This window comes from Paenibacillus sp. FSL F4-0236 (genome assembly GCF_038000135.1).
Taxonomy (GTDB): domain Bacteria; phylum Bacillota; class Bacilli; order Paenibacillales; family Paenibacillaceae; genus Paenibacillus_AQ.
In genome coordinates this window covers 1592322-1614918 of sequence record NZ_JBBOBK010000001.1, presented here as the reverse complement: position 1 = coordinate 1614918, position 22597 = coordinate 1592322, and the positions used below count along the sequence as shown (strand labels likewise).

General features: G+C 40.0%; 15 protein-coding genes. 3 read left to right on the top strand and 12 right to left on the bottom strand.

From position 1 onward, the window contains the following. The 3 genes from NSQ29_RS07290 to NSQ29_RS07280 form a co-directional block, all read right to left on the bottom strand. On the bottom strand, window positions 1-1920 hold the full coding sequence (locus NSQ29_RS07290) for an ABC transporter permease (protein WP_341124701.1): 1920 nt from the start codon (window positions 1918-1920) through the stop codon (window positions 1-3). Next, window positions 1907-2674 (bottom strand): ABC transporter ATP-binding protein, encoded by a 768-nt coding sequence (locus NSQ29_RS07285; protein WP_042189627.1) that lies wholly within the window; start codon window positions 2672-2674, stop codon window positions 1907-1909. The genes NSQ29_RS07290 and NSQ29_RS07285 overlap by 14 nt, the downstream gene beginning before the upstream one ends. A gap of 152 nt (window positions 2675-2826) precedes the next feature. Next, window positions 2827-3975, bottom strand: coding sequence for a VanZ family protein (locus NSQ29_RS07280; RefSeq protein ID WP_339265789.1), 1149 nt, complete (start codon window positions 3973-3975; stop codon window positions 2827-2829). Window positions 3976-4159: 184 nt separating this feature from the next. Between NSQ29_RS07280 and NSQ29_RS07275 the strand changes: the two genes are divergently transcribed. Next, window positions 4160-5212 (top strand): DUF418 domain-containing protein, encoded by a 1053-nt coding sequence (locus NSQ29_RS07275; RefSeq protein WP_341124700.1) that lies wholly within the window; start codon window positions 4160-4162, stop codon window positions 5210-5212. Between the two features lie 66 nt (window positions 5213-5278). On the opposite strand, the gene NSQ29_RS07270 is transcribed toward NSQ29_RS07275, so the two are convergent. Both NSQ29_RS07270 and NSQ29_RS07265 read right to left on the bottom strand, forming a co-directional pair. Beyond that, window positions 5279-6919, bottom strand: coding sequence for an alkaline phosphatase (locus tag NSQ29_RS07270; protein ID WP_341124699.1), 1641 nt, complete (start codon window positions 6917-6919; stop codon window positions 5279-5281). 171 nt (window positions 6920-7090) lie between these two features. After that, window positions 7091-7465: a hypothetical protein gene (locus NSQ29_RS07265; protein WP_339265795.1), complete on the bottom strand. Its 375-nt coding sequence runs from the start codon at window positions 7463-7465 to the stop codon at window positions 7091-7093. Window positions 7466-7658: 193 nt separating this feature from the next. Between NSQ29_RS07265 and NSQ29_RS07260 the strand changes: the two genes are divergently transcribed. Further along, a complete protein-coding gene (locus NSQ29_RS07260) occupies window positions 7659-8552 on the top strand; it encodes a M23 family metallopeptidase (RefSeq protein WP_341124698.1) in 894 nt (297 codons plus the stop codon). 195 nt (window positions 8553-8747) lie between these two features. On the opposite strand, the gene NSQ29_RS07255 is transcribed toward NSQ29_RS07260, so the two are convergent. From NSQ29_RS07255 to NSQ29_RS07245, 3 genes are read right to left on the bottom strand one after another with little or no spacing between them, the layout of a single operon-like run. Further along, window positions 8748-9884, bottom strand: coding sequence for a glycoside hydrolase family 18 protein (locus NSQ29_RS07255; protein ID WP_341126740.1), 1137 nt, complete (start codon window positions 9882-9884; stop codon window positions 8748-8750). A gap of 4 nt (window positions 9885-9888) precedes the next feature. After that, window positions 9889-10989 carry an acyltransferase gene (locus NSQ29_RS07250; protein WP_341060201.1) on the bottom strand — a complete coding sequence of 367 codons (1101 nt, stop codon included), beginning with the start codon at window positions 10987-10989 and terminating at the stop codon, window positions 9889-9891. A 44-nt stretch (window positions 10990-11033) separates the two neighbouring features. After that, complete coding sequence (locus NSQ29_RS07245; RefSeq protein WP_341060200.1) at window positions 11034-12359, bottom strand: glycosyltransferase; 1326 nt, start codon at window positions 12357-12359, stop codon at window positions 11034-11036. A 642-nt stretch (window positions 12360-13001) separates the two neighbouring features. Here NSQ29_RS07245 and NSQ29_RS07240 point away from each other — a divergent pair. Beyond that, window positions 13002-14351 (top strand): lytic polysaccharide monooxygenase, encoded by a 1350-nt coding sequence (locus NSQ29_RS07240; protein ID WP_341124697.1) that lies wholly within the window; start codon window positions 13002-13004, stop codon window positions 14349-14351. A 376-nt stretch (window positions 14352-14727) separates the two neighbouring features. Here NSQ29_RS07240 and NSQ29_RS07235 read toward each other — a convergent pair whose 3' ends face one another. The 4 genes from NSQ29_RS07235 to NSQ29_RS07220 all read right to left on the bottom strand — a co-directional run bounded on the left by NSQ29_RS07235 (window position 14728) and on the right by NSQ29_RS07220 (window position 22582). Beyond that, window positions 14728-16563, bottom strand: a complete 1836-nt coding sequence (locus tag NSQ29_RS07235) for a hypothetical protein (RefSeq protein ID WP_340971150.1) — start codon at window positions 16561-16563, stop codon at window positions 14728-14730. Window positions 16564-16701: 138 nt separating this feature from the next. Beyond that, window positions 16702-18282 (bottom strand): response regulator, encoded by a 1581-nt coding sequence (locus NSQ29_RS07230; RefSeq protein ID WP_341124696.1) that lies wholly within the window; start codon window positions 18280-18282, stop codon window positions 16702-16704. Between the two features lie 16 nt (window positions 18283-18298). Then, window positions 18299-20104 carry a sensor histidine kinase gene (locus NSQ29_RS07225; RefSeq protein WP_341124695.1) on the bottom strand — a complete coding sequence of 602 codons (1806 nt, stop codon included), beginning with the start codon at window positions 20102-20104 and terminating at the stop codon, window positions 18299-18301. A 120-nt stretch (window positions 20105-20224) separates the two neighbouring features. Further along, window positions 20225-22582 (bottom strand): hypothetical protein, encoded by a 2358-nt coding sequence (locus NSQ29_RS07220; protein ID WP_341124694.1) that lies wholly within the window; start codon window positions 22580-22582, stop codon window positions 20225-20227. Window positions 22583-22597: the final 15 nt, after the last annotated feature.

Sequence of the window (22597 nt, the reverse complement as noted above, 5' to 3'; positions counted from 1 at the left end):
TCATCCTTCTGTTCTATTATTTAGTGTGATAATACGATTGTAAGAAGCTACGGTTAAGAAATAATACAACCCGTAAATTACGGTATAAGCAATCATCCATAGCAACACTGGTTTTGCTAAATCTATCATCAGTAGACTAGAGAATGCTTTTAAAGCCACTACACTATGCAATAACCCTACTACAAGCGGTACAACAAAGATGACGAATACCTGTGACGCAATTGATTTTCGCATTTCTTTTGCACTGACACCCATTTTATGCAGCATATTGTACTGTGATTTATCCTCTTCTGCCTCTGTTAAAACCTTAAAATAAATGATACTGCCTGTAGCAGCTAGAAATACTAGACCAAGGAAACTTCCGATAAACAGTAGAGACCCCACACCTTCCAAACTTGTTTGGTAATCTTGTGGACCACTTGAAAATAACGCTTCTTCAGGTAATTGATTCTCAATTTTTTGAGATAAATCTACAGAGGCATCATCTATCCCGAGGACACGATAGTGCAGCGCTTTCCCATCATTTTGCATCGCTTTATACTGGTCATCCGAGACTACCACGGTTATACCTGCTGTACCTACATTCAATACGCTTTGTGTTTTAAAGCTTTGGAATGTGAGAGGATGGCCGTTGCCTGTTGTTATAGTTTTTCCTGTATATATTGGTGAGAACCTTTTGTCATATCCGATATCTAAAATAACCGCGTAGCTGTCCTTTACATCTAATTTTTCTTTATGTTGTAGACTTGCTAATTGGTTGTATGTTTTTTCATCGATAACTGTATATTCTCTTTTATCAGAGCTATCGAATGTTGATGGCGAGTTTAACTCTTTCGTATGAAACGTAATGGATAGTGCTTCAATATTTTTATCGTATTTTGTATCTGATACTACAGCACTCACTTGCTTGTCCATTTCTGCATCTGTTGATTGATACATAAAGGTATTCGGATTAATCGTTTTCGCCGAGTCATTCGTATTGTAATAAAGGCCATAGACCGCTCCACCGGCAGTTACTGTCGTAGCACTCAACACGGCAATCACAGTTAATGTACGTGCGTTCCCACGAATACGATAGAGCAGCTGCGAAATAGTAATGACATGAAGGCCTTTCCAAAGCCACCTTTCATTTTTCTTAATCATTGCTAACACAAAGCCAGTCACACTGTGGAACAATAAAAATGTACCCAAAATAACCGTTGTTAAAATAATTAATACAGTCAAGGGGAATCCAATTTTTTCCCATACCTTAGAAGTGAAAAGGTCCTGCATTGCAAGCCAATAGCCCAAGACAATGAGTAACACTCCAAGAACAGCTACTATCATAGATGGTTTAGGCGCCACTTCTCCCTTTTTGGAAGCATGAAATAAATCAATCAGCTTAAATTGATAGATCAAGCGATAGCCTTGAAACGATGTTACTAAGAATATAACTAGAAATACGATAGCCGTGTTCATCGCTGCCGCCGCTGAAAATGTAAAGGGTGCTACAACGTCATAACCCATTAAATGAATCAAAATCGTCATAAATCCTTTTGAACATAGGAACCCAAGTACAATTCCTACTACTAAAGAGAATAATCCTAACAATAAATTTTCGAAAAAGAGCATAAAGCCTATTTGACGATTACGTACCCCTAGCAACGCATACAATGCGACTTCTTTTTTACGTTTTTTCATAAAAAATGAATTGGAATAGGCTATAAATATGAACACGAAAAAGATGAGAATGACTGCCGCCCCACTCATTAGTGAACCAAGTTTTTGGGATGAAGCCGTCTGTTCTGCTATCGTATCGCTATATTTCAAAGTCACAAATGTAAAGTAAATGATGATACTAAACACCATCGATGCAATATATAAAAAATATTGTGAAAAGTTTCGGGCTATATTTTTTCTTGCTAGACTAAATAACGTCATCTACCTCACCCCCAATGGCCGCATGAACATCTAAGATCTCTTGGAAGAAGGCTTTGCGTGTCTGATCACGACGAAATATTTCTGTTGAAAATGAACCATCCTTGATGAAAATGATCCGGCGGCAGAAGCTTGCGGCAAAGGCATCATGAGTCACCATCATAATGGTCGAGTTGTTATTTTCATTTAAAGTGCTTAAGCTTTCCAATAAATCTGTTGCTGATTTAGAGTCAAGCGCACCTGTTGGTTCATCAGCCAAAATAAGTGCAGGCTCTGTCACGAGCGCTCTAGCCGCAGCGGTTCTTTGCTTTTGACCACCAGAGATTTGGTAAGGATATTTTGCCAGTAAATCTTCAATCCCAAATACTTTAGAAATCTGAGTCACGAGGTGATTGATTTTCTTCGCTGGAATTTTAGCAATCGCCAGAGGAAGCAATATGTTCTCCTTTACAGTCAAGGAATCGAGTAAATTGTAATCTTGGAAGATGAAGCCGAGATGTTCACGTCTGAAGTCTGACAAGGCTGCTTCCTTCATATCATGAATACTCTTGTTCTTCATATAAATCTTCCCTTCAGTTGGGGAATCAATAGTTGCTAACAAATTTAGCAAGGTTGATTTTCCAGCGCCCGAAGGTCCCATAATCCCTACAAACTCACCTTCATGAATGTCAAAAGACACGTTTTCTAAGGCTGTGTAAGCAGCACTTAACTTCCCGTATACTTTTTTTATGTTTTCTACTTTTAATAATGGTTCCATTCATTTCACCTCATAATTTGCTGATACTTATACTATAGGCTGTGAACCTTACAGCAAATTCATGCCAACCTTACAAAAAGCTTAAATCCAAAAAAAAGGGTACCCAGTAGCCATTTAAGACTACGGAGTACCCCTTTACGATTGAAAAGAATTCATTTTTTTCTCGTTGTATATAAATCAGAAGCTTCATCAAAGTAAAAGCGGCGTTTTTGTTTGCCAAACACGACTAATATAACATGAATGAACAACACGATCGTTAAAATGATAGAGGTCAATGCTGCACCTAACGTTAAGAATATAGATGCCTTATAGAATGGAGAATCCATTGATAGTTCCACGTTATTCAAAGTATTCGCAATGACTGTTATGAAGTACATCGCGTAAATGGCACCAAAGCGTTTAAATAATCGCTTGTTCGTTTCCACTCGACTTATTTTACTGTCATAGCGATAACGCATTATTTTTGTACCGATTGTCGATCCATTCCAAATCCATGGAATAATAAACAAAGTTACAGAAAGTGTAATTGTGCTCGCAATAAATTCACTAACCATATTAACGTTGGTCATACTCAACACAACTTTAACTACTATGTTGCTGATAAATATATCAATAATAACAGCCAGCAACACAGACATCCCTCTTACTTCATCAAGAGCCAATAATCTATCTGCTTTCTCATTAATTTTCTTTTTTGATGGGAATAACGCCAACACGGCTGGAGCAATAAAGAAGCCCAGTACCCCGCCGGTAGTATTCAACAATAAATCGTCCACATCAAAAATACGATAAGGGCAATTATAAATCCCGTAAATACCTGTTACCTGTGTTATCTCATAAAATAATGTTAATAAGAACGTGATTGCTAGCGCTTTTTTCCAGTGTTTCTTGTCTTGAAAAAAATATCGCAAATAAACACCAAAAGGTAATAATAGCAAGAAATTAAAAAAAGCTTGATAGAATGAGGGTTGGCTAAATAACAGTCTATAAGTTGCAGGCTGTGATAACACAATACCACTATTCCCTAAGGTGCTCACTATAAATTGAAATGGCATAAGTGAATAATGTTGTGTGCCCGGTTTTTGTAGTGAACAAGTATCGCGTATCTCTGGCAACGGCAACAAGACTAAAAATAACGCTGCTAGAAAGTAAAAAATAAACGAAAATGAAATTAACGTGGTAGAAAATGGCAGATAGTTATACTTTCTATAGGTATAAATGAGCCATGGGATAAATAAGGCGAATGCTAAAACCACAAAAAAGATCGCCGCCACAAAGATTGGTTGAGTATATGCTGACATTTCTAGTTCACACCCTATAATTATTTAGTATTCATATTAACCATAAAACTGATTCTAATTCAACTGGAGTTGGAACATTTTATCAAATTTAAGGATCCTGTAATGTTGGCATCAATTTAATGTAAGGTTCTCCACTTATACTGACTTCTAAGCAAATGAAACTATTTTCAAAGGAGAACTATTAATGAATCCCTCGATTTCACAAAAAGAAAGAATCATTTCACTCGACATCATTCGCGGGCTTGCTCTTTTTGGCATTCTGCTGATAAATGTTGGAGCCTTTAAAGTTATTATGGAAGGAGATCCCTTACCAGACTATAGTGGCATTAATGGAATCATCAATACTTTGATAATCATCTTCGTACAAAAAAAGTTCTTATCTATTTTTTCATTCCTATTCGGAGTAGGTCTATACATTTTCTCCTCAAGAGCCGAAAGCCGGGGAGATAAACCTAGATGGCGTATGGCTAGACGTTTACTGATCCTCTTGCTGCTGGGAATCATTCATGTATTTATCTTTTGGGGAACCATTCTACCCGTATACGCCATTATCGGATTGTTTCTGAGCCCTTTTTATCACACAACGGTTTCTACACTTAAAAAGTGGCTTATGGGTATGACATCCATTTACATCATTTCCTTGATGGTAAAAATATTTTTACCGTCTCAAGGGGCAGTCTCATCTATCCTTGATATTTTTTCTAATGACGCTATGCAAATCTTTATTATGTTTTTAGCCGGTTTTTTAACTGCAAAGTCAGGTTGGCTGACACATATACAAGAATTATCAAAACCAATTAGATGGATTCAAATGGCATCATTTCTTTTGTTCGTTGGTTTCTCATTATGGATTTGGAACGCTTCTCAAAGCGGGAGCAGCAATGTAGATTCAGTTACGGGCTTAGGATCACTTCCAACCACTTTGTTTTACTTAACAACATTATTTCTACTATTAGAAAACAAACAAATGGTGAAATTCCTGACACCCATATCACGGGTGGGTCAAATGGCATTTACAAATTATGTAGCTCAAAGCATTATAGGGACGGCAATCATTTCAATGATAGGTCTCGAAGTCGTTTCACCAAAAGATATTCTTTACATCGCTGTTCTGATTTATATGATTCAAATTATTTTTAGCACCATCTGGTTCAAGTTCTTTTCCATGGGACCCTTAGAAAAGCTTTGGCGCTTGATGACCTATGGAACAAAGCCTGCAACAAAAAACCCCTCATAAAAAAGGGGTTTTCGGGTTTAAGCGCTTTAACTTTTAGTCGAAGAATCATGCCATGAACTCTAATAATTAGAGAATCAAGTCCAATGCATCCTGTGAAACCCACACTTTATCTTTAATCATTACTGTCAGTACATTGAGTTTCGTTGTTTTGCCATCCAGAATGGCGATGTTTTTATCTATAGGCAGCTTGAGAACTTGGCCTGCTTTTTTCACTACAACCAACGGATTAGTCTTATCGGTCTTATCTAGGGTGATCGTAGCTCCTTTGGCCTTGAATTTATCACTGGATACGTACAGTGTATCCTGAAGTTGCGCCAGATTTAGTCCGGTCACTTCTTGAATATACTTATTCACATCCGTATTCTGGATTACACCGCTGTTCACGAAATCGGTCGGTTTATAATTAGCCGGATGGTAGGCGAACAATCCAACCTCTTCCGATGTGTGATCATCCGTAGAGAAGGTTACGCCTATCTTACTCCCCAAGATTTTACCGATGACCGGCGAAAGGTTATCTTTCATTCCTAATCTGACTTGATCCGCTTCTTCTTTGGTTAAATCACTAAGTCCATAATTATCCGCTAGGACCTTTTTGAAATTGTGCTCATTAATACTGCCTTCAATGTAATAACTGGTGTGTTTCGCTTTCTTCAATACGGAGACTAGGTCTTTGGTGGAATCATAGTTCGTCATATTGAGCCCGCCAGTAGCATGATCCGAAACGGACAAGACTGCTGTATTTCCGTCTTTTTCTGCAAAGTCAACAGCGGCTTTAAAGGCTTTATCAAACGCTAATGTCTCACTCATAATCCCCACCGGATCGTTATCATGACCATACCAGTCAATCTGGCTTGCTTCGACCATCAGAATAAAACCATTATCGTTCTGCGACAACTTCTCTATCGCTACTTTGGTCATTTCAGCAAGGCTCGGTTGCTTTTGCGGGTTCAGATCAAAATCAGCATCCAGTGCTTCAGGGTTGAACAGACCCCAGATTTTATTCGTTTTAGAATTCATTAAACCTGCTTTATCCGTTACGTATTCATACCCATTTGATTTCAGGATTTTGGTTAAATCTTCTCCGTCCTTACGGTTAATGTCTTCTTTGCCGGGTACCAAATACCCGGACCCACCCCCGAGAAGAACATCTACGCCACTGTAGACCATCTGTTCTGCTATAGACTGCGCATTGTCACGCGTGTATGCATGACTTAAAAATGTAGCTGGCGTCGCATCCGTTAATTCACAAGTAAATACCGTTCCTGTACTTTTCCCTGCCATTCTCGCTGCATCCATAATGGTAGGCAGAGGTTTGTTCACGTCCTCTGGCTTAACTGCACCCACAAACGGCATCGTTATTCGGTCGGGCAGTATGGATACGGTCTCACTCTTAACCTTATGTCCTGTGGCATAAGCCGTAGCTCCCGCAGCGGAATCTGTGGTCAGTGAATCCGTAGAATAGGTTCTCACCAGCCCACTGAAATACTTATCCATCGCAAGCGCCTGCCCTCCTTGATACCATCTGGCCAAGTTCACATCGGATAAGCTCATCCCATCCGTAATAAACAGGATCACGTTCTTGACCGATTTGTTGGTAGGAGCATCAGAGTTATTGGCGCCACTGGCGTAGGTCGTTCCGTTGCCTGCTGCAAGCAGACTACAAATCATAACGGTACTGCAAATTCTCCCGATAACCTTTTTGCGCATTTGAATCCTCCTCTAGCAGATTTTGTTAAGTACGTATCTAGTTTAAAGGAGGATTGTTTGCGGGAGCAGCACCTATTCTCTTGTTATATATTAAATTCTGTGCATATTTTGACTTGACCTGTGCTACTGATATTTATAAAAAAAGGGCGCCCTAGGGCACCCTTTGCATTATTATTGTCTTATTACGAGGATATCTCGAGGCGCTCTACCAGTGCTTTGAATTTGGGAAATTTCGGAGCTTGTAAGGATACGGCCTACCAATATAAACGAAGATGTGACATTGTTAAAGTTAAAATTATTCAAGTTCGCTACGTTTTGGCTGCCACGGAACACACGGAACGATCCCTGAAAGTTAATTCGTGAAAATAGTACAAGCGTTACTTCAGAGCTCTGCACAACATTTCTGAGACGGAAACTCGAGAGAACGTTGTTAAACCGAAACGCTCCAAGATCACGAACCGCAACTCCTCCACGTCTGAATCGAATCCTGCGATTGGTAAAATTAGTACCCGACCAAAGAGCAAGACGTATATCACTGTTGGCCAACTAAATCAACTCCTTCTCTGAGATTGATATAGTCTATTACCAACATCAAAGAACGGTACAAGACAATTACAGTTGTACAAATGTTTGTTTTCCAGATTTCCCTGCGGTGATACTATCCATAATAGCAGTCGAAGTGATTTTCCAGTTATATTCGTCTAACTACTATATACTTTCTTATACGTTAGGAGCGAATATGAAAAGAATCATTCAAGCATTCGGGTATTTAGGTAGTACAATTTTAGCTGCAGCATTACTGTCATGGATCTGCGTATTTTTGATTAACGGCTTACCTGGTGTCTATGCATGGATGGCACTTAAATTTATCATCCCAATGCTAGGTTTCGTAGGAGTATTATTAAATATCTTTTTAATATTAGTTTCTATTATCAAGAAGAAAAGAATTTCCGATAAATGGATGCCTCTCGTTTTATGTACTTTATTAGCTTCACATTTCCTCCTGACCATGAATATTATACAGTTGGTATATCCTGTACGTATAATCAACGTCCACCCTTCAGTCACAGTTAAATGGCCATTTTCTGAGCAAACAGTTGTTGGCTGGGGTGGTGATTCCACCGACAATAATCTGCCTCATGCCACTTGGCCTTCGAAACGTTGGGCCTATGATTTAGTCATGGAACCCTATAATACAGGAAGTACTAATCTGGAAGATTACGGAATTTGGAAGCAAAAGGTCCTATCACCGGTATCTGGAACGGTTATTGCAGCTTTTGACGATGAATCTGATATTGTGCCAGGTACTGAAAAATTCATTTCCATGGAAGGAAATCACGTTTATCTCAGGATTGATGCGACGGGAACCTACTTATTACTTAATCACCTCAAACAAGATAGTGTTACCGTTGCAGTTGGAGATCACGTCAATGCCGGTGAAGTGCTTGGACATGTAGGAAATAGTGGTTCCACATCAGAACCCCACCTGCATATTCATCATCAGCGCCAAGACCCAACCCAAACCCTTTTGCCTATTCTAGCAGAAGGACTGCCGTTATACTTTGAAGATACAAATGCAAAGGCTATGCCGTTAAAAGGAACAGAAGTCACGCCAATGCGCAATGAACCATGATCTGGTGAAGAGTGAAGCTGTCTTTCGGAGGAGTTACCGTAGGAGAAATGAACAGCTTTAACAACGATGATGTTCAGCAAAGATGCGGACGACTTCGGGCATAGACTTCAAATCAGCTTTAGGATAGCTAAAGAAAGAAAACACAAAAAAGAGGAATAAGCCTCTTCAGACTATTCCTCTTCTATTTAGCACTTGCTACTTATTCAGATTATCAGATAAGTACTTAACAATGCCGTCGTCAGAGTCTTGAGAATACTCCCACACCATGACACCAGCCAGTTTTTTATCTTTGATATATTTAACTTTTGCCTGCAAGGCCTCTTTATCTTCATACGTAATAAAAGTATCACCATCATATAAATAGGCCGTCTTCGCTGTATCGTCAAAGTATCGTTTAAATCCATCTTGGATCATATATTTTTCTTTTATCGTCTTGTAGCTTAAATCTACTTTGTCGATATTGATAGGTTTACCCAGTAAAAATGAGGCCTCCTTATTCACATCACTTTTAACATTCTCCCATCCGTAGGAATAAGCTGGAATACCTAGGAGAAGCTTGCTCGGATCAACATCACGATCTAAATATAAATGAATAATACGATCCACGCTGGTTTTGCTCTTTTTATGCTTATCTATAAATAAATTCGAATTATACCCTGTTGTATCTGACCAAGCTCCAGTCAAGTCATAGCTCATGACATTAATGAAATCCACATACTTTTCTACTTTTTTAACTTCAACGTTTTTGAAGAACCACTCTTCATTCCCTGCAGCAAAGGTTAAATAGTAATTTTTATTTTTACGCGGGAGTCTATCCAATTTTTCATCAAGTTCCTTCATTAGACTAGTAAAGTTCTTGGTATCCTCAGGTCGGGCTTTAGTCGTATTCCAGGAATCAAAGGCTGGATATTCCCAGTCTATATCGATCCCATCTAAATCTAACTCCTTAACCATTGCGATCATACTCTCAGTAAAGGAGTACCGGTTTTCATCCAATGAAGCATCGGAGAATCCGTCCGCTTTATACCCACCAACACCAAGTATGAAACTCGTTTTTTTATTATTTGCTTGCAGTTTCTTTATATTTTCTTTAATGATCTCATTTTTAGCAGGGTCTAGATCAAAATATACATTGGTTTTATTAATTTTGGCAAAGGCGAGAATAGCAATATCAATGTTTTTGTCTTTTAGCTTAAGATCTTTAAAATTTTTCCATAACGGTATGTACACGGAGGTTATTTTTTTGTCTGAATCATTGAGATTGTAATAGTAAATTCCCATGCCTATAGCTAATATAGCCAGGAAGACTTTTGTATATATACTTATTTTCATCATGTTAACTTCTTCCCCCAAATAATACATGTGTAATATATTTATTTAGATTTAAGACTTTAACCGTGATATAGCTAATTAAGAATACAATAATGACATTAAAAGCAAGGTTAAATATGGATTGGAGTATAGTAGCTTGTATTTCTGCTCTTCTGGATACCAATATTTCAACTAACAAATGAATTAAGTAGATACTAAAGCTAGCCTTGGAAATGGAGCTGATTATTTTTTTGACTTTGTAATTTAACTTCTCGCTAATCGCGGTTTCTTTTTCTTTAAAATAGATAAACGTTCCAATAGCCATAAAAAATGTCGTGAGTGAATAGTTGCCATAGAACATTTCATCTAACACACCACTGTACAAGGAAGAAAAATAGGTCGCTAATGGCGTAACAAAAAAGGATATAATGCCTAAATTAAAGAAAAGATTTTTGGCTTTCATCGATATCGTATAGTTAAAGAGATAATATCCCAGGATAAAATATCCTAGATAACCCATAAAAAAAGGTATATTAGTTATAGGAATATTGATATATTCGGAGGTCAATCTGAATACAAGATCGGAGATGAATTTATAAACCATACTTATCAGGAACCAGATCAGCAGATAATATTTCAAATCCTTTTCACTGCACACTTTTACCAACTTACTAATTAATGGAACTGTTATATAGATCGCAATAATCGCGTATAGAAACCATAAATGTATATAATTTTTATCAAAGATTAAACCGTACGAAAAATGAATGAAAAAATCATAAACGCCCATGCTGCTTTTTTGAATAAAATATTGGGTGTAAACGGCATAAATGAGTGACCAGCTAACTAAGGAAATGATTAAAGGAAGTACTTTTTTAATATAAAACTGCCGATATGATTTCACTTCCACTCTAAGGATCATTGCACCACTTATCATAAAAAACACTGGCACAGCAAATCTGGATATCGAATTAAAAAAGTTGCTAATCCACCAAGAGGTTGTATTGAAATCATTTGTCCTTGTAAGTAAGTCTGCAGTGTAGTGTAGAATGATGACGGCTATGATGGACATTATTCTTAATACATCTATAAATATGATTCGTTTATCTTTCAATATATGATTCATAAATACCTCCCGATGAATAGTTTGCTGATAGTTACAATAGGAGACTAGCTGATACTTGAAACACCTTTTCTCTCAACGAATCCCCAGCCCTCGTCATTATCAAAGTATTTAAATGTGCCTACGATATTCATATAAAGCAGCAGATTTCGATAGGTTAGTAATTCAACTTGGCTAAACAAAAACATCCTAAAATAATCTTTAACTGAATAATTGCTGCCATATTTTTTGCATAAATAGAGAGAAATCCCGATTTGCAGTGCATTAATGACAATAACAGACAACAAGAGAATAAAAGCCTTAAATAAATTTGTACCTAGAAAGAGCGATTGTATAAGATAAAAAACGCTTGTAAATGCTGTTAATGTACCTAGAACAAAACCATCAATAGCAAAAAAGAGACTGACGCCAACGCTAAACTTTCGCGATAATTTAGACCAATAGATTAATATGCAATCTACAAAAGCTTTTTGCCAGCGTATTCTTTGTTTATAAAAGTTACTTAAGTTTTCTGGGCATTCCGTGTAGCATACGGCTTCTGGCGCGTAGACGAGCTTCTTATTCAAGTTATTCGCTTTAATGAACTCGTGAATTTTTAAGGTAATATCAATATCTTCGCCTACAGTACTTCTAAACCCGTTAACGTCCACCAATATACTCTTATAAAAAGCACCAAATGCGCCTGAAATAACGACAATTGAATTAAAAACCGATTGTGTTAGTTTTCTAACATAAAATCCATGGATGTAGCTGATAACTTGGCTTTTTATAATACCTTTACCAGTAAATTTATCTTGGATAACTCCGTTCCTTTTCTCAGCGCCCTGTACGATCTTTACCGTGCCACCTAAGGCGATGATCTTATCATCTTGAAAATATTGATTTACATATTTAAGAGAGTTTATTTCCAGCATGCTATCTGCATCCAGCGTGATAACAACATCAGAATTCGCACAATCGATGCCGGCGTTAAGAGAATCTGCCTTTCCGCCATTTAATTTATCAATTACAAATATTTTTTCATATTTCTCCGAAAAATAAATTCCTTTTATAGCAGCGTATGAAAGCTTACCCTCTGCTTCTCTATCACTTATCGATAAATCCAAAAGCTCATTTAATTTTTGAAACGTCTTATCCTTTGAACCATCATTAATAATGATGACTTCATAATTACAGTAATTTAGGCCCTCCATTGCATCTATGCAATTCTTAATAGTGAGCTCCTCGTTATAAGCAGGAACTAAAACGGAAATCGATTTTTCATCACAATCGTTATTCAACTTCTTAACTTTACTGAAAAATAAAGGGATGACTGTGTAAAGAGTTTGAAACCCAATAAAAATGAAGGTTAACAAATAAAAAAAGTATTGCATCTCCTCACTCCTTTTTATCTATCTAAAGCTTATAATTCTATGAATTGAACTGTTCTCCAGACAGTTAATCCCACACTAATTTCAATTACTTACATCCTTTGTAAGTAATTCCAACTAATAATAGTAAATAAAACCAAAAATAGCAACCTTTGAAAGCGTTGTTATTGTAATTTTCTGAATAATATATAATTTACCGCTTTATTTTACATACAGTATTTTTCATTTTTCATCACAAAAAAAAGAAAAGAAAGAGAGAGAAATTAAGAAAATAATATATTTTGTCGTTTAATCATTCTAAATGAATCTTTCAAATTCCAAGAATTATATGGAACGATAAGGGGAATATAGATCGTGTTCCGAGGGAGAATTTTCATACTAAAAAATAGCATATTCTTTCTAAATTTGGTAGACAAATACCATTTATTTGCATATAATCACTATGGTGTTACAAAAATTGTTATCATTCAATGAATTTAGCCCTACGCACCTTTTTCTCTTACCTTTCATGTCGATATATGAGCTCTTTATGAGTTTATATAAATACGTTCAACAAAGAAAGGAGTTGTAATTGAGACAAAACGTTCGGGACTGAATGCATCATTTGTTCGCAGTGCATATTTTTATATAAAAAGGAGGAGTAAAATGTCATCTATCCGTATTTCTCATTCACCTAGGGTAAAGTTGTTAGCTTATGGGAGTATGATCTTGATTTTTTCATTGGTTGTAATGTTATTCCCGGAAAGATCCTTTTCTCACGGTTATGTTGAAGGACCTGCTAGCCGGGCTGCACTCTGTAAATCAGGACAAAATACAGATTGTGGCCCGATTGTTTATGAGCCCCAAAGTCTAGAGGCACCTAAGGGGTTCCCTGCTGCAGGGCCAGCAGACGGGAAGATTGCAAGCGCTAACGGAGCTTTTCCCAAGCTTGATGAACAATCGGCTACACGCTGGTCTAAAGTCAACATCTCTGCCGGACAAAATACATTCACTTGGAAATTGACTGCCGCTCATTCGACGGCCAGCTGGAAATACTATATTACAAAGCCCGACTGGAATCCTAACGCCGCTCTTACTCGGGACTCATTCGACCTTACTCCTTTCTATTCGGTGAACTATGGAGGTGTACAGCCACCCTTCACTTACTCAGACACGTTTAACGTTCCGGAACGTAGTGGATACCACGTCATCTTGGCTGTGTGGGAAGTCGCAGATACTCCGAACGCCTTCTATAATGTCATTGATGTCAACTTTAGCGGAAGCAACCCTGTCGATACCCAAGCTCCTTCCGCACCAACAGCTTTGACGGCAACTGCAAAAACATCCACCAGCGTTTCATTGGCCTGGAACGCATCCACGGATAATACCGGTGTAACAGGGTACCAAGTATTTAACGGAACTTCATTGGTTGCAACCGTATCCGGCACTACATTAAATTACACCGTATCTGGATTAACCGCGAATACTGCCTATACCTTTAGTGTCAAGGCAAAAGACGCTGCTGGAAATGTCTCAAATGGAAGCAATTCCGTCAGTGTTACTACTAATGCACCCGTTGGTAATGATACGGAAGCACCCACAGCCCCCGGCGGCTTACATGTTATGGGGACACCAACATCCTCCAGCATTCAGTTAATGTGGAATCCGTCAACGGATAATGTTGGTGTTACAGGCTACCGTATTTATAGAGGAACGACATTAATCACCACTGTACCTGGCTCCACAACGGATTATACGGTAACAGGTCTTAGCGCAGGCACAACATATACGTTCAATGTATATGCCTTCGACGCCGCAGACAATCAATCAGTGGCCAGCACCATCAATGGAACAACCGCGACAGCGTCTACAACCCCAGCTTGGGCACCTAATACCTCTTACACAGTCGGTGCGTTGGTAACCTATAATGGTTCTGTGTATGAATGTCGTCAAGCCCATACATCGCTAACCAGTTGGGAGCCTGCCAATTCCCCGGCGTTATGGTTGTTGAAGTAATGATGTTAAAAGCATAGAATACCTAAATCTTAAAAAACCACGAGATACAGTGAAACTGTACTTCGTGGTTTTTTACTGTTTCGATCATATCGTTCAATTACCTTTTCACAAATTTTGGCACTCGTACATGGCCGACAATTTTCATGATAAACTAACGTTAAATATTAACTTACCTCATTACAACTGCTGGCTGGGCTTAGTAATATTTCCATATTAAAATCGGAGGGAATACATGAAAACATTTGTACTCAAATGGAACCAATTGAGCCTGGTAAAACAAATACACTCGGAACGGTTACGGTGAGATTGACATAGCTTCCTACAGCATCGATAACCCCTACAGCCTTCAATCCGGAGGCATAGTACTTGTTTACAATCAGCGCGCCTCCACCAACGGTTCAACGGTTCCGGTTTCCATCTCCACATGGATAGGCTTTAAAGTTACCTCAAGATAGTCAAGGTCTGCTGTGTAGAGGTCATTGGAATCCTTTTGGATTTTAATTTTGTTGGTCCCCGCTTGCAGGTTTACCGTTCCGACGCCAGATACTTTCTTCCATGAGGAGGCAGACTGGTCCCATCCAGCATTTGTCTTGGGGAATGATGCCTGGAACTTGTAAATTCCATTTACATAGACGCTTTGGGCGGCATCCGCCCCTGATCCGTTCGCATAGGCAATATCCAGTATATAGTCTCCGGCTACAGGCACATCTATTGTAACTTCCGCGAAACTCCCTACACTGTTCATAACGGCCACAGCTTTTCCAAAGGATGCATAATTCTTATTGGCGGCAATTGGCCCATTCAATTGACCATTTTCAAATTCATAGTGCTTCCCGGATGTCCCATTCAACACTTGAACTTTCCCAGAGCCTGTAACATTAGCAGCGGAAGTATTGGCGACCAAATTGCCTTTATAATATACGTTGTCAAATCTTACATAATATTTATCACTAAGATAGCCTCCAGTGGTTTTATCAAAGTATACATTCTTCAGGTTGAAATTTTTATTGGAGGATACATTCAGGTCAAAATACAGCAAGTTGTCCCTAGTCGAACCCGGCTCGGTATAGAGATTTTCGATCGTAAAATTATCGATATTGTCCTGAATTTTACCCCATATGCTTCCCAGTACATTTGTTTGCTTTATGGCATAGAAGTTAGTAATGCGAACAGTTCCAATCGAGCTGGTATCCTCGCCCGGCTTAGTTCCCTCAATCCCCTGAGCGAAGATGGCTGAAGTTTGAGCAATGCCGGCATGTTCGGGGAAATAAGCAATGTAATTATCGATCGTTACATTATCGGTTTTGCCCCACCAGCCAATGACAAGATTATTATCACCGGATACACTGAAGAAATTCTTAACATCTACCCCATTATTTCCACCAAGCGATAAACCGTCAGAGCATCTAGCATCGCTAATAACTTTAACATTGTCTATGGACACATTGTCCGTATTGCGTACAACCAGTTGATGGATCAGATTGTCGTTAAAATTTCGTACCAGGATGAAATCCCGCAACTCGACATTGTTGGATTTATAGAATACCATGTTGTTTTCAAACTCTGATTCATTCGGATTCACACCTGTATCATAGGCAACAACAATTCCTGGGCCCAGAATTTTTAGGTTGGAATTGTTAGCGGTATCAATTCTGGCATGCAGAACAGCTCCCGGCATGAGGAAAATCGTCTGATTGTCCTGCATCGTGAGTTCATTATTAGCGGGATAATGCGCCCCTGCTTGATAGACGGTTGCACCGGCAGGAGGCGCCGCTACAGGCGGATCCCCGAACAAGAAAAGCTCTTTATTCGGATCGTTGTCGATCTGAATAATAATTTTGCTTTTTTTATAATCGTTTAACGTGAACTGAAGCTGGTTGGCCGCCGGTTTAGTATACGTTATTCCGTATTGGGAAGGCATAATATTAGCTGATGTGAAATTGGACTTGTACTGTACCTTAACAGTCACCGTACCCGTGAATGCGAAGCTGGTAACTGCTTTGGGGGTAGCGGCCATTCCCGGTGCAGTCCATACGGGTGATGAAGTGTTTTCGACCCACACCTGAAAATCGCTGTTTGAAGCGAGACTTGCCGGAAACGGATAGACTGTACTAGTTCCTGCTGCTTCGGCATGCCGGACATAACCGACTGTAAACGCTACCAAAAAAGATAAAAAAAACATCCAATAAAACCTATTCTTAGCCCAAGTCATTTTTTCTCCTCCTCTAAACTTGTGTTGTAGGGGACTACAATCTGAATATTAGCAACACTGCCTGTAAAAAAGAATGGAAAATTTCAAGAAAGCGTGCCATATTTATTGAAATCGCATTTATTGTTGTTAAAAATAAACCTACATGTGGAATATGCTTTTTTCTTTATATTCCTTAGGTGTAATTCCCACATTTTTCTTAAATACCTTGCTGAAATACTTCTCATCATTGAATCCGGTTTTGGTTGCGACCTCGTACACTTTGAACTGGGGATCTATTAGGTATTCCATTGCCTTGTTTATTCTGACATTCACAATATAATCGGTTAAGGATATGCCCTCCTCCTTTTTGAACAATACACTGAAGTAGGAAGGATTCATGGAAACCTGATTTGCCAGCATATCGAGATTGATTACCTTGTGGAAATTCTTCTGGATGAATAGTTTGACAAGCGCAATTGATTTATTGTCTCCTGATTTTGTTCCTTCTTTATGGTCATAGGTACTTATCAATACTAAAGTATCAATAAAGCGCTTATTGGCCGCCGGTAAAGAAGTACATTCCTCCAGTTCCTCCACGAATTGATAGATGTTATTAGCCATAAAAACACCGGCCTTTTCGGAACCGTTTATACCGGACCCCACCTGTATAAGCAAGCTGCAAAGCTTGTCCTGGTATTCCTTCACCGTTACCATTCCTTTTATACTTGTCTCATTGCACCTCTGATTGATGAAGACTTCCAGCCTCCCGGTGTCCATCATTCTGAGCATGGATATCATTTGGGTAATATCAGATTCGTTAAAGTGCAACCTGTCAGCGAGTTTAGGCAGTTCATCTGCAAAATAAATATTCCCTTCGCCGTATACCAATTTTTCCATGAAGGCGGCTTTGGCCTGCCTAAACAGCGTGTACAGAGGCACAGATTTACTGCTAATACCGCTGACTCCCCAGTTTACTCGAAGCCCTTTTTCCCGGAGATATTCATTTATTTCGTTTAAGGAGGCTCGAAGTTCTCTCAAACCGTCTCCTTTTTTTATGTTGATGATAGAGATCACACTGTTTTTCACATGCGGAACAGACAGTACCTGAGGAAACATTGCCACCAGCTTACTGCCGAGCATAGTTGCAGGGAGAATACTTCCCTGTCCGGCATCTGAAAAAAGTTGCAGGTGGGTAAACTGTGCATATAAAATGATGAAATGCGGGCAAGGCATTTCAATCTTTCGTTCGGATAAAAACATTTGAAAGACCTCATCGCTCCCACCAGCGCTTAGCAGCATATCTTTAAGCATATTCCCATCTGTCTCGGAGAGGCTCCCAGGAGGCAGTTCTTCCGTTCCCTTTTCCTGGTCCAGATCGTCCAAAGCCCTCTTCAGGGCAGCCTCCAGATCCTGTCTCTTGATCGGTTTGAGCAAATACTCGGTAACCTTAAAACGAATAGCTTCCCTGGCATATTCAAATTCACTGTAGCCGCTGAAAATAATAACCCGGCTATCAGCACCTATATCCCTTATTTTTTTAAGAAATTCAATACCGTCCATATGAGGCATTTGAATATCGACTATAATAATATCCGGCTTGTGTTTCTCATATATTGCCAAAGCTTGGACTCCATTTTCGGCTTCCACCACTTCCCTGAACGAGAACCCAAGATCGTCGATAATCACTCGCAACCCTTTTCTAATGATGTTCTCATCATCTACGATCAATAATGAATACACGTTCATCCCTCCTTGGTTAATCAATAACCGGAATGCTGATATAAATTCGGGTTCCTTCCCTCATTTCACTTTCAATCTCTATACCATAGCAGCTTCCATACGCCAGCTTAAGCCGGTCATTGACATTGGACAGACCGATTCCATTCTCACCTGGGGATAACCTGTTTTTATGGTTGTTTTCCAACCGTTCTCTCAAGGCTCTGAGCTTCCCGGGCTCAATGCCGTTCCCATTATCGCAAATTGTGAATCGGATATTATTTTGGTATACCTCGGCCGAAATTTTGATGACACATTGACCATCAAAGTTGCGAAACCCGTGGAGGATTGCATTCTCTACGATCGGCTGAAGGATCAGCTTCAGCATCTTTAACGAATATATCTGCTCTGCAATCGAGCATACCAGCTCCAATCGGCCGTTCATCATCAAATTCTGCAAACTGCAATAGCTCCTGATTTGTTCGATTTCTTCCGTTATCAGGACCAGCCTGTTGTCTTTTGTCAAATTGTAGCGGACCATAGCGCCCAATGAGGTTAACGCATCGGAGATTTCCCTTTCCCTGTTGATCTCGGCCATCATCTTGATGGTCTCCAGCGTATTATACAGAAAGTGGGGATTCACTTGGTTCTCAAGCGCTTTCAACAGCGCATCCTTCTGAAGAATTTCCGTTTTGTATACCGTCTCGATCAGTTCATTTATCCTGTTAAGCATTCTATTAAAATCCTTGCCGAGTTCGTCAATTTCATCATTTCCTTCAATTACCACTTGGGTATTCAGGTTGCCCTTCTGGACGCTCCTCATGACCTTTACGAGCCTTTTTATTTTCTTCATCAGTTTTCTGGAAAAAACATAGGAGATGAGAATCATCAAGATAAGTGCGGCTACGAGACAAACTACGAAGGTGTTTCGCGCTTTCGTGGTTTCTTGGATAACCAGATTCTGAGGAAACATTCCAATAATTCTGTAGTTAGGATTCTCTAATGTCTGGATTTCCGTCAGAAAGGACTGACTTCCCACCTTCGTAACGAAATTGGATGTACTTTGTTCAGCCTTGTTTAATTGGGAGGATAGCTGTGAGAGAACACCTGCCGGGTGATGATTGGATTCATAGACCAGTTGACCTATGCTATCATATACGAACACGGCTCCCTGTTTGAACTCCTCCATCTTGCCGAGACCACCAAAAATAGCGTCAGGTGCAATAAAAATTTCCAGCAGCGTGTTTCTATCGTTGGTTGTATAGGATAACATAGGCACGAACAAGGAGATTTCCTGATCGCGAATCGCTGGGTTTTTGACTTTGTCATAATCCAAAATACGGGCTTTGTGGAGATTCTCCCAGTATGGAGCGCTGTAGGTCGCCTGGATCGCTTCTTCAAACCATGCTTCGTTACCGTAAGGCTTAGAATGGTAAATCCATTCATTCTGAAAGGTGTTGTCATTCGCAGTAAAGAACCGGAAGTGATACTCCGTAGTCTCCAGGCTGCGGACCCAATCCATAAAAGAATTGAGGTAATGATAGGAAAAATCAATCTTGTTGGTATCGGACATATATAAATCATCAAAATATGAAATCAGCAAAGGGTATTGCGCAATTTGGCTCCCGAGTTTTCGGTAATCGTTAAAAATTTGATGCACATTCTCTTTTTCTTTTGCCAAGGCTTCCTTGAGGGCGGTCTTAGACTGATCCTCCACATATTGGACAGACCGAATGTAGATAAAAACAGCCGACAAGGTTACGGGTATGAGAAGGACAAGCACAAAGGAAATCATGATCTTCCAAGTATAGCTGGTGTTTACGGGTCCCCGAAGCATTCTTAACATAACTCGTCCCTCTCTGTCCCTCAATATCCACTGCCGCGACCGTATTTATTATATCAATACTTACTGAAATCGACAAAAAATGAACATTTTTTGAGCTTTACTGCCCTCTTACATGGGAGATTACCCTAATTCAATTTCAATCCATTTGTTCTCCGGTGTAATCTCGCAACGGATTCCCTGAGCAGCCTCAATACGACCCTGGTATACTGACAAATACTCCGTTTGAGATATGATTGTGATTCTTTTCTCTGTAGCAAGCCTGATTCTTCCCCTTATATCACCAACAAAAAAATAACTAAACTCGGGAGCCGTGCTCATAAAAACCAGGCAATTTTCATGAAACGTAACTTCACCATTCAAAGCAATCGGCTTACCCTTCTGGCTGTGAATGCCGCTCGATTTAAACCAGGTATCCACTGCCCGCGGCCACACATACCTGGAGAGAGAATGGTCTGGCTTCAGCGGGTATCGGTGGACCAGCACCCCAGGTTCCGTGCTATAAGGAATATAATCCGGAATATAACAGGCATATACAGTGCCATCCTGTTGAATCTTGCTGAGATTGGTTAGGTAAGCATTGTAGGAAGAGAGCAGCCTGTTCATATCCCCTGTGAGGAGTGAGTAATAGAAATCGGCTTCTCCCCGCCAGATCGTCCAGGCATGTCCTGCATTGATGCACGGGCCGTCCTGATCGCCTTCCCAGATGGTCTCCCACCATCTGAAGGATGACTGGTACATCCGGGCATCAGGCGTGTACATCTTCCAGGCATCATGAAGCCGTAGAATACTTTCGGCAAATCGAATGTATTCATGCTTGAATTCAATGTGAAAGCAAACATACAGAACGGATAATGCCGTGCAGGAGATCGAGCCGTCCTCCATCTCCGACTGTGAGTATTCCTGATCCCCCTCCGTAGGGAAATGAAATCCCCGTTGCAGCAGATAATCCGCAATTTTCACGGCTGCTGCTTGAAAGACAGCCTCTCTGGGATCTCTCCTCTCCCCAAGCACCTTCGCCATATCCACCACTGCAATTACAGGGGCGCATACGGTGGTATAATCGATCTCTCTTCCTTTCTCATAACACAGGATGGCCCCATTCTCGGCAATATGCTCATGGAGCAGGTTCAGCAAGGTATCAATCGCATACTCCAGATAGCTTGAATTGCCAAATGCTTGATAAGCAGATAGAAGAATAGACACCCCAAAAAACTGCTCTTGTATTCGGGTTGACTCGAAGATATGGTAAGGCCCATATTCCCGACCCTCAAACCTGTGCGGATAAGGTACGATGGAGCATCCTGGCGTAGGGGAGACTCCGGACAGATTCAATATTTTATGATCAATATGTTCTAAAACCCTGTCCGCCAATTGCGGGTCCACCCCAAACCGCTTGATATGTTCACACAGAGCCCAGCACCACACCCCTCCCTCAGCAAGATTCTCATCACAGTGATAGGGTTGTTCGATAGTACTGCTCGCCTTGCGGAACAGCTCGTTCCAACCGCTGAAGCTGAATAATACACAGTCCAGGCTGTTCAGGGAATTTCCAAATGCTTCAACCCTGTAGAATCCCTCTTCACAAAGCCTAATTGAAACCTGATATCCGCCGCTATCTTCTACTACATGCTCTGTAATATCCGTGCTGTTACCTGATGGTGAATGAAGGATAATTTTGTTATATACTCCTTCAATAGTCATGGGAAGCTCTGTCCCCAATGTTCCCCCTGCAACCGGAAAATAGGGAACAGGGGATCCCAAGGCGGAGCTCGCAAGCGACATGGCCTCCCTGTACGTGTCGGGAAAGTCGATCCTAAGGGCTATCGTATGTTTTTGTTTCGTGCCTGAATCTGAAACAAAAACATCATCAAAGCTCTCAAACATCTTCAATCCGAGAATAAAATGTCCAAAATTATTGGGAGAATACTCCAGTCGCCACCCAGCCAGGGGTTGAGGTGAGGTAACCAGAACCCATCTGCCGTTAGGCCTTGTCATTAGATAATAGGAGGCTTTGCCGTCTGCTGAGGTATAGGGGGATGTCGGGATCACCTGATCCTCATATCCTGTGCCTAACTTCCCTAAAAAATTGAAATCAAGGTTCATGCCGAATTGGCTGATATTCGTGTCTGCAGCTTCAATGGAAAGGATAAAAAACTCGTCCATAAATTCGTATTTTAAGGTGGAGTTATATTCGAAATTGGTAAAAACGGCACAGGAACCTCTCAGATAAGAAAAAGAATGGGTGATGAGTTGGTCATCTATAACGATGTGTTTCTTGGCGTCTGCGACATGGCTTATTTCTGTATGGTATGATTTCTTGTCTTTAAAGGTTGCGGCCAAGCTCCCGAACCGCCTGTTGCGGTCAACAAGGTTCACCCGGTTAGCATCTTTATTGTCATACAATTCCCTGATGCAGCCAGAACCTTTCTCGATGACAATGTCATACCCTTTTTTGCAGATTTTAATGGTTTCCTTCATTGTATCCCCCGAATA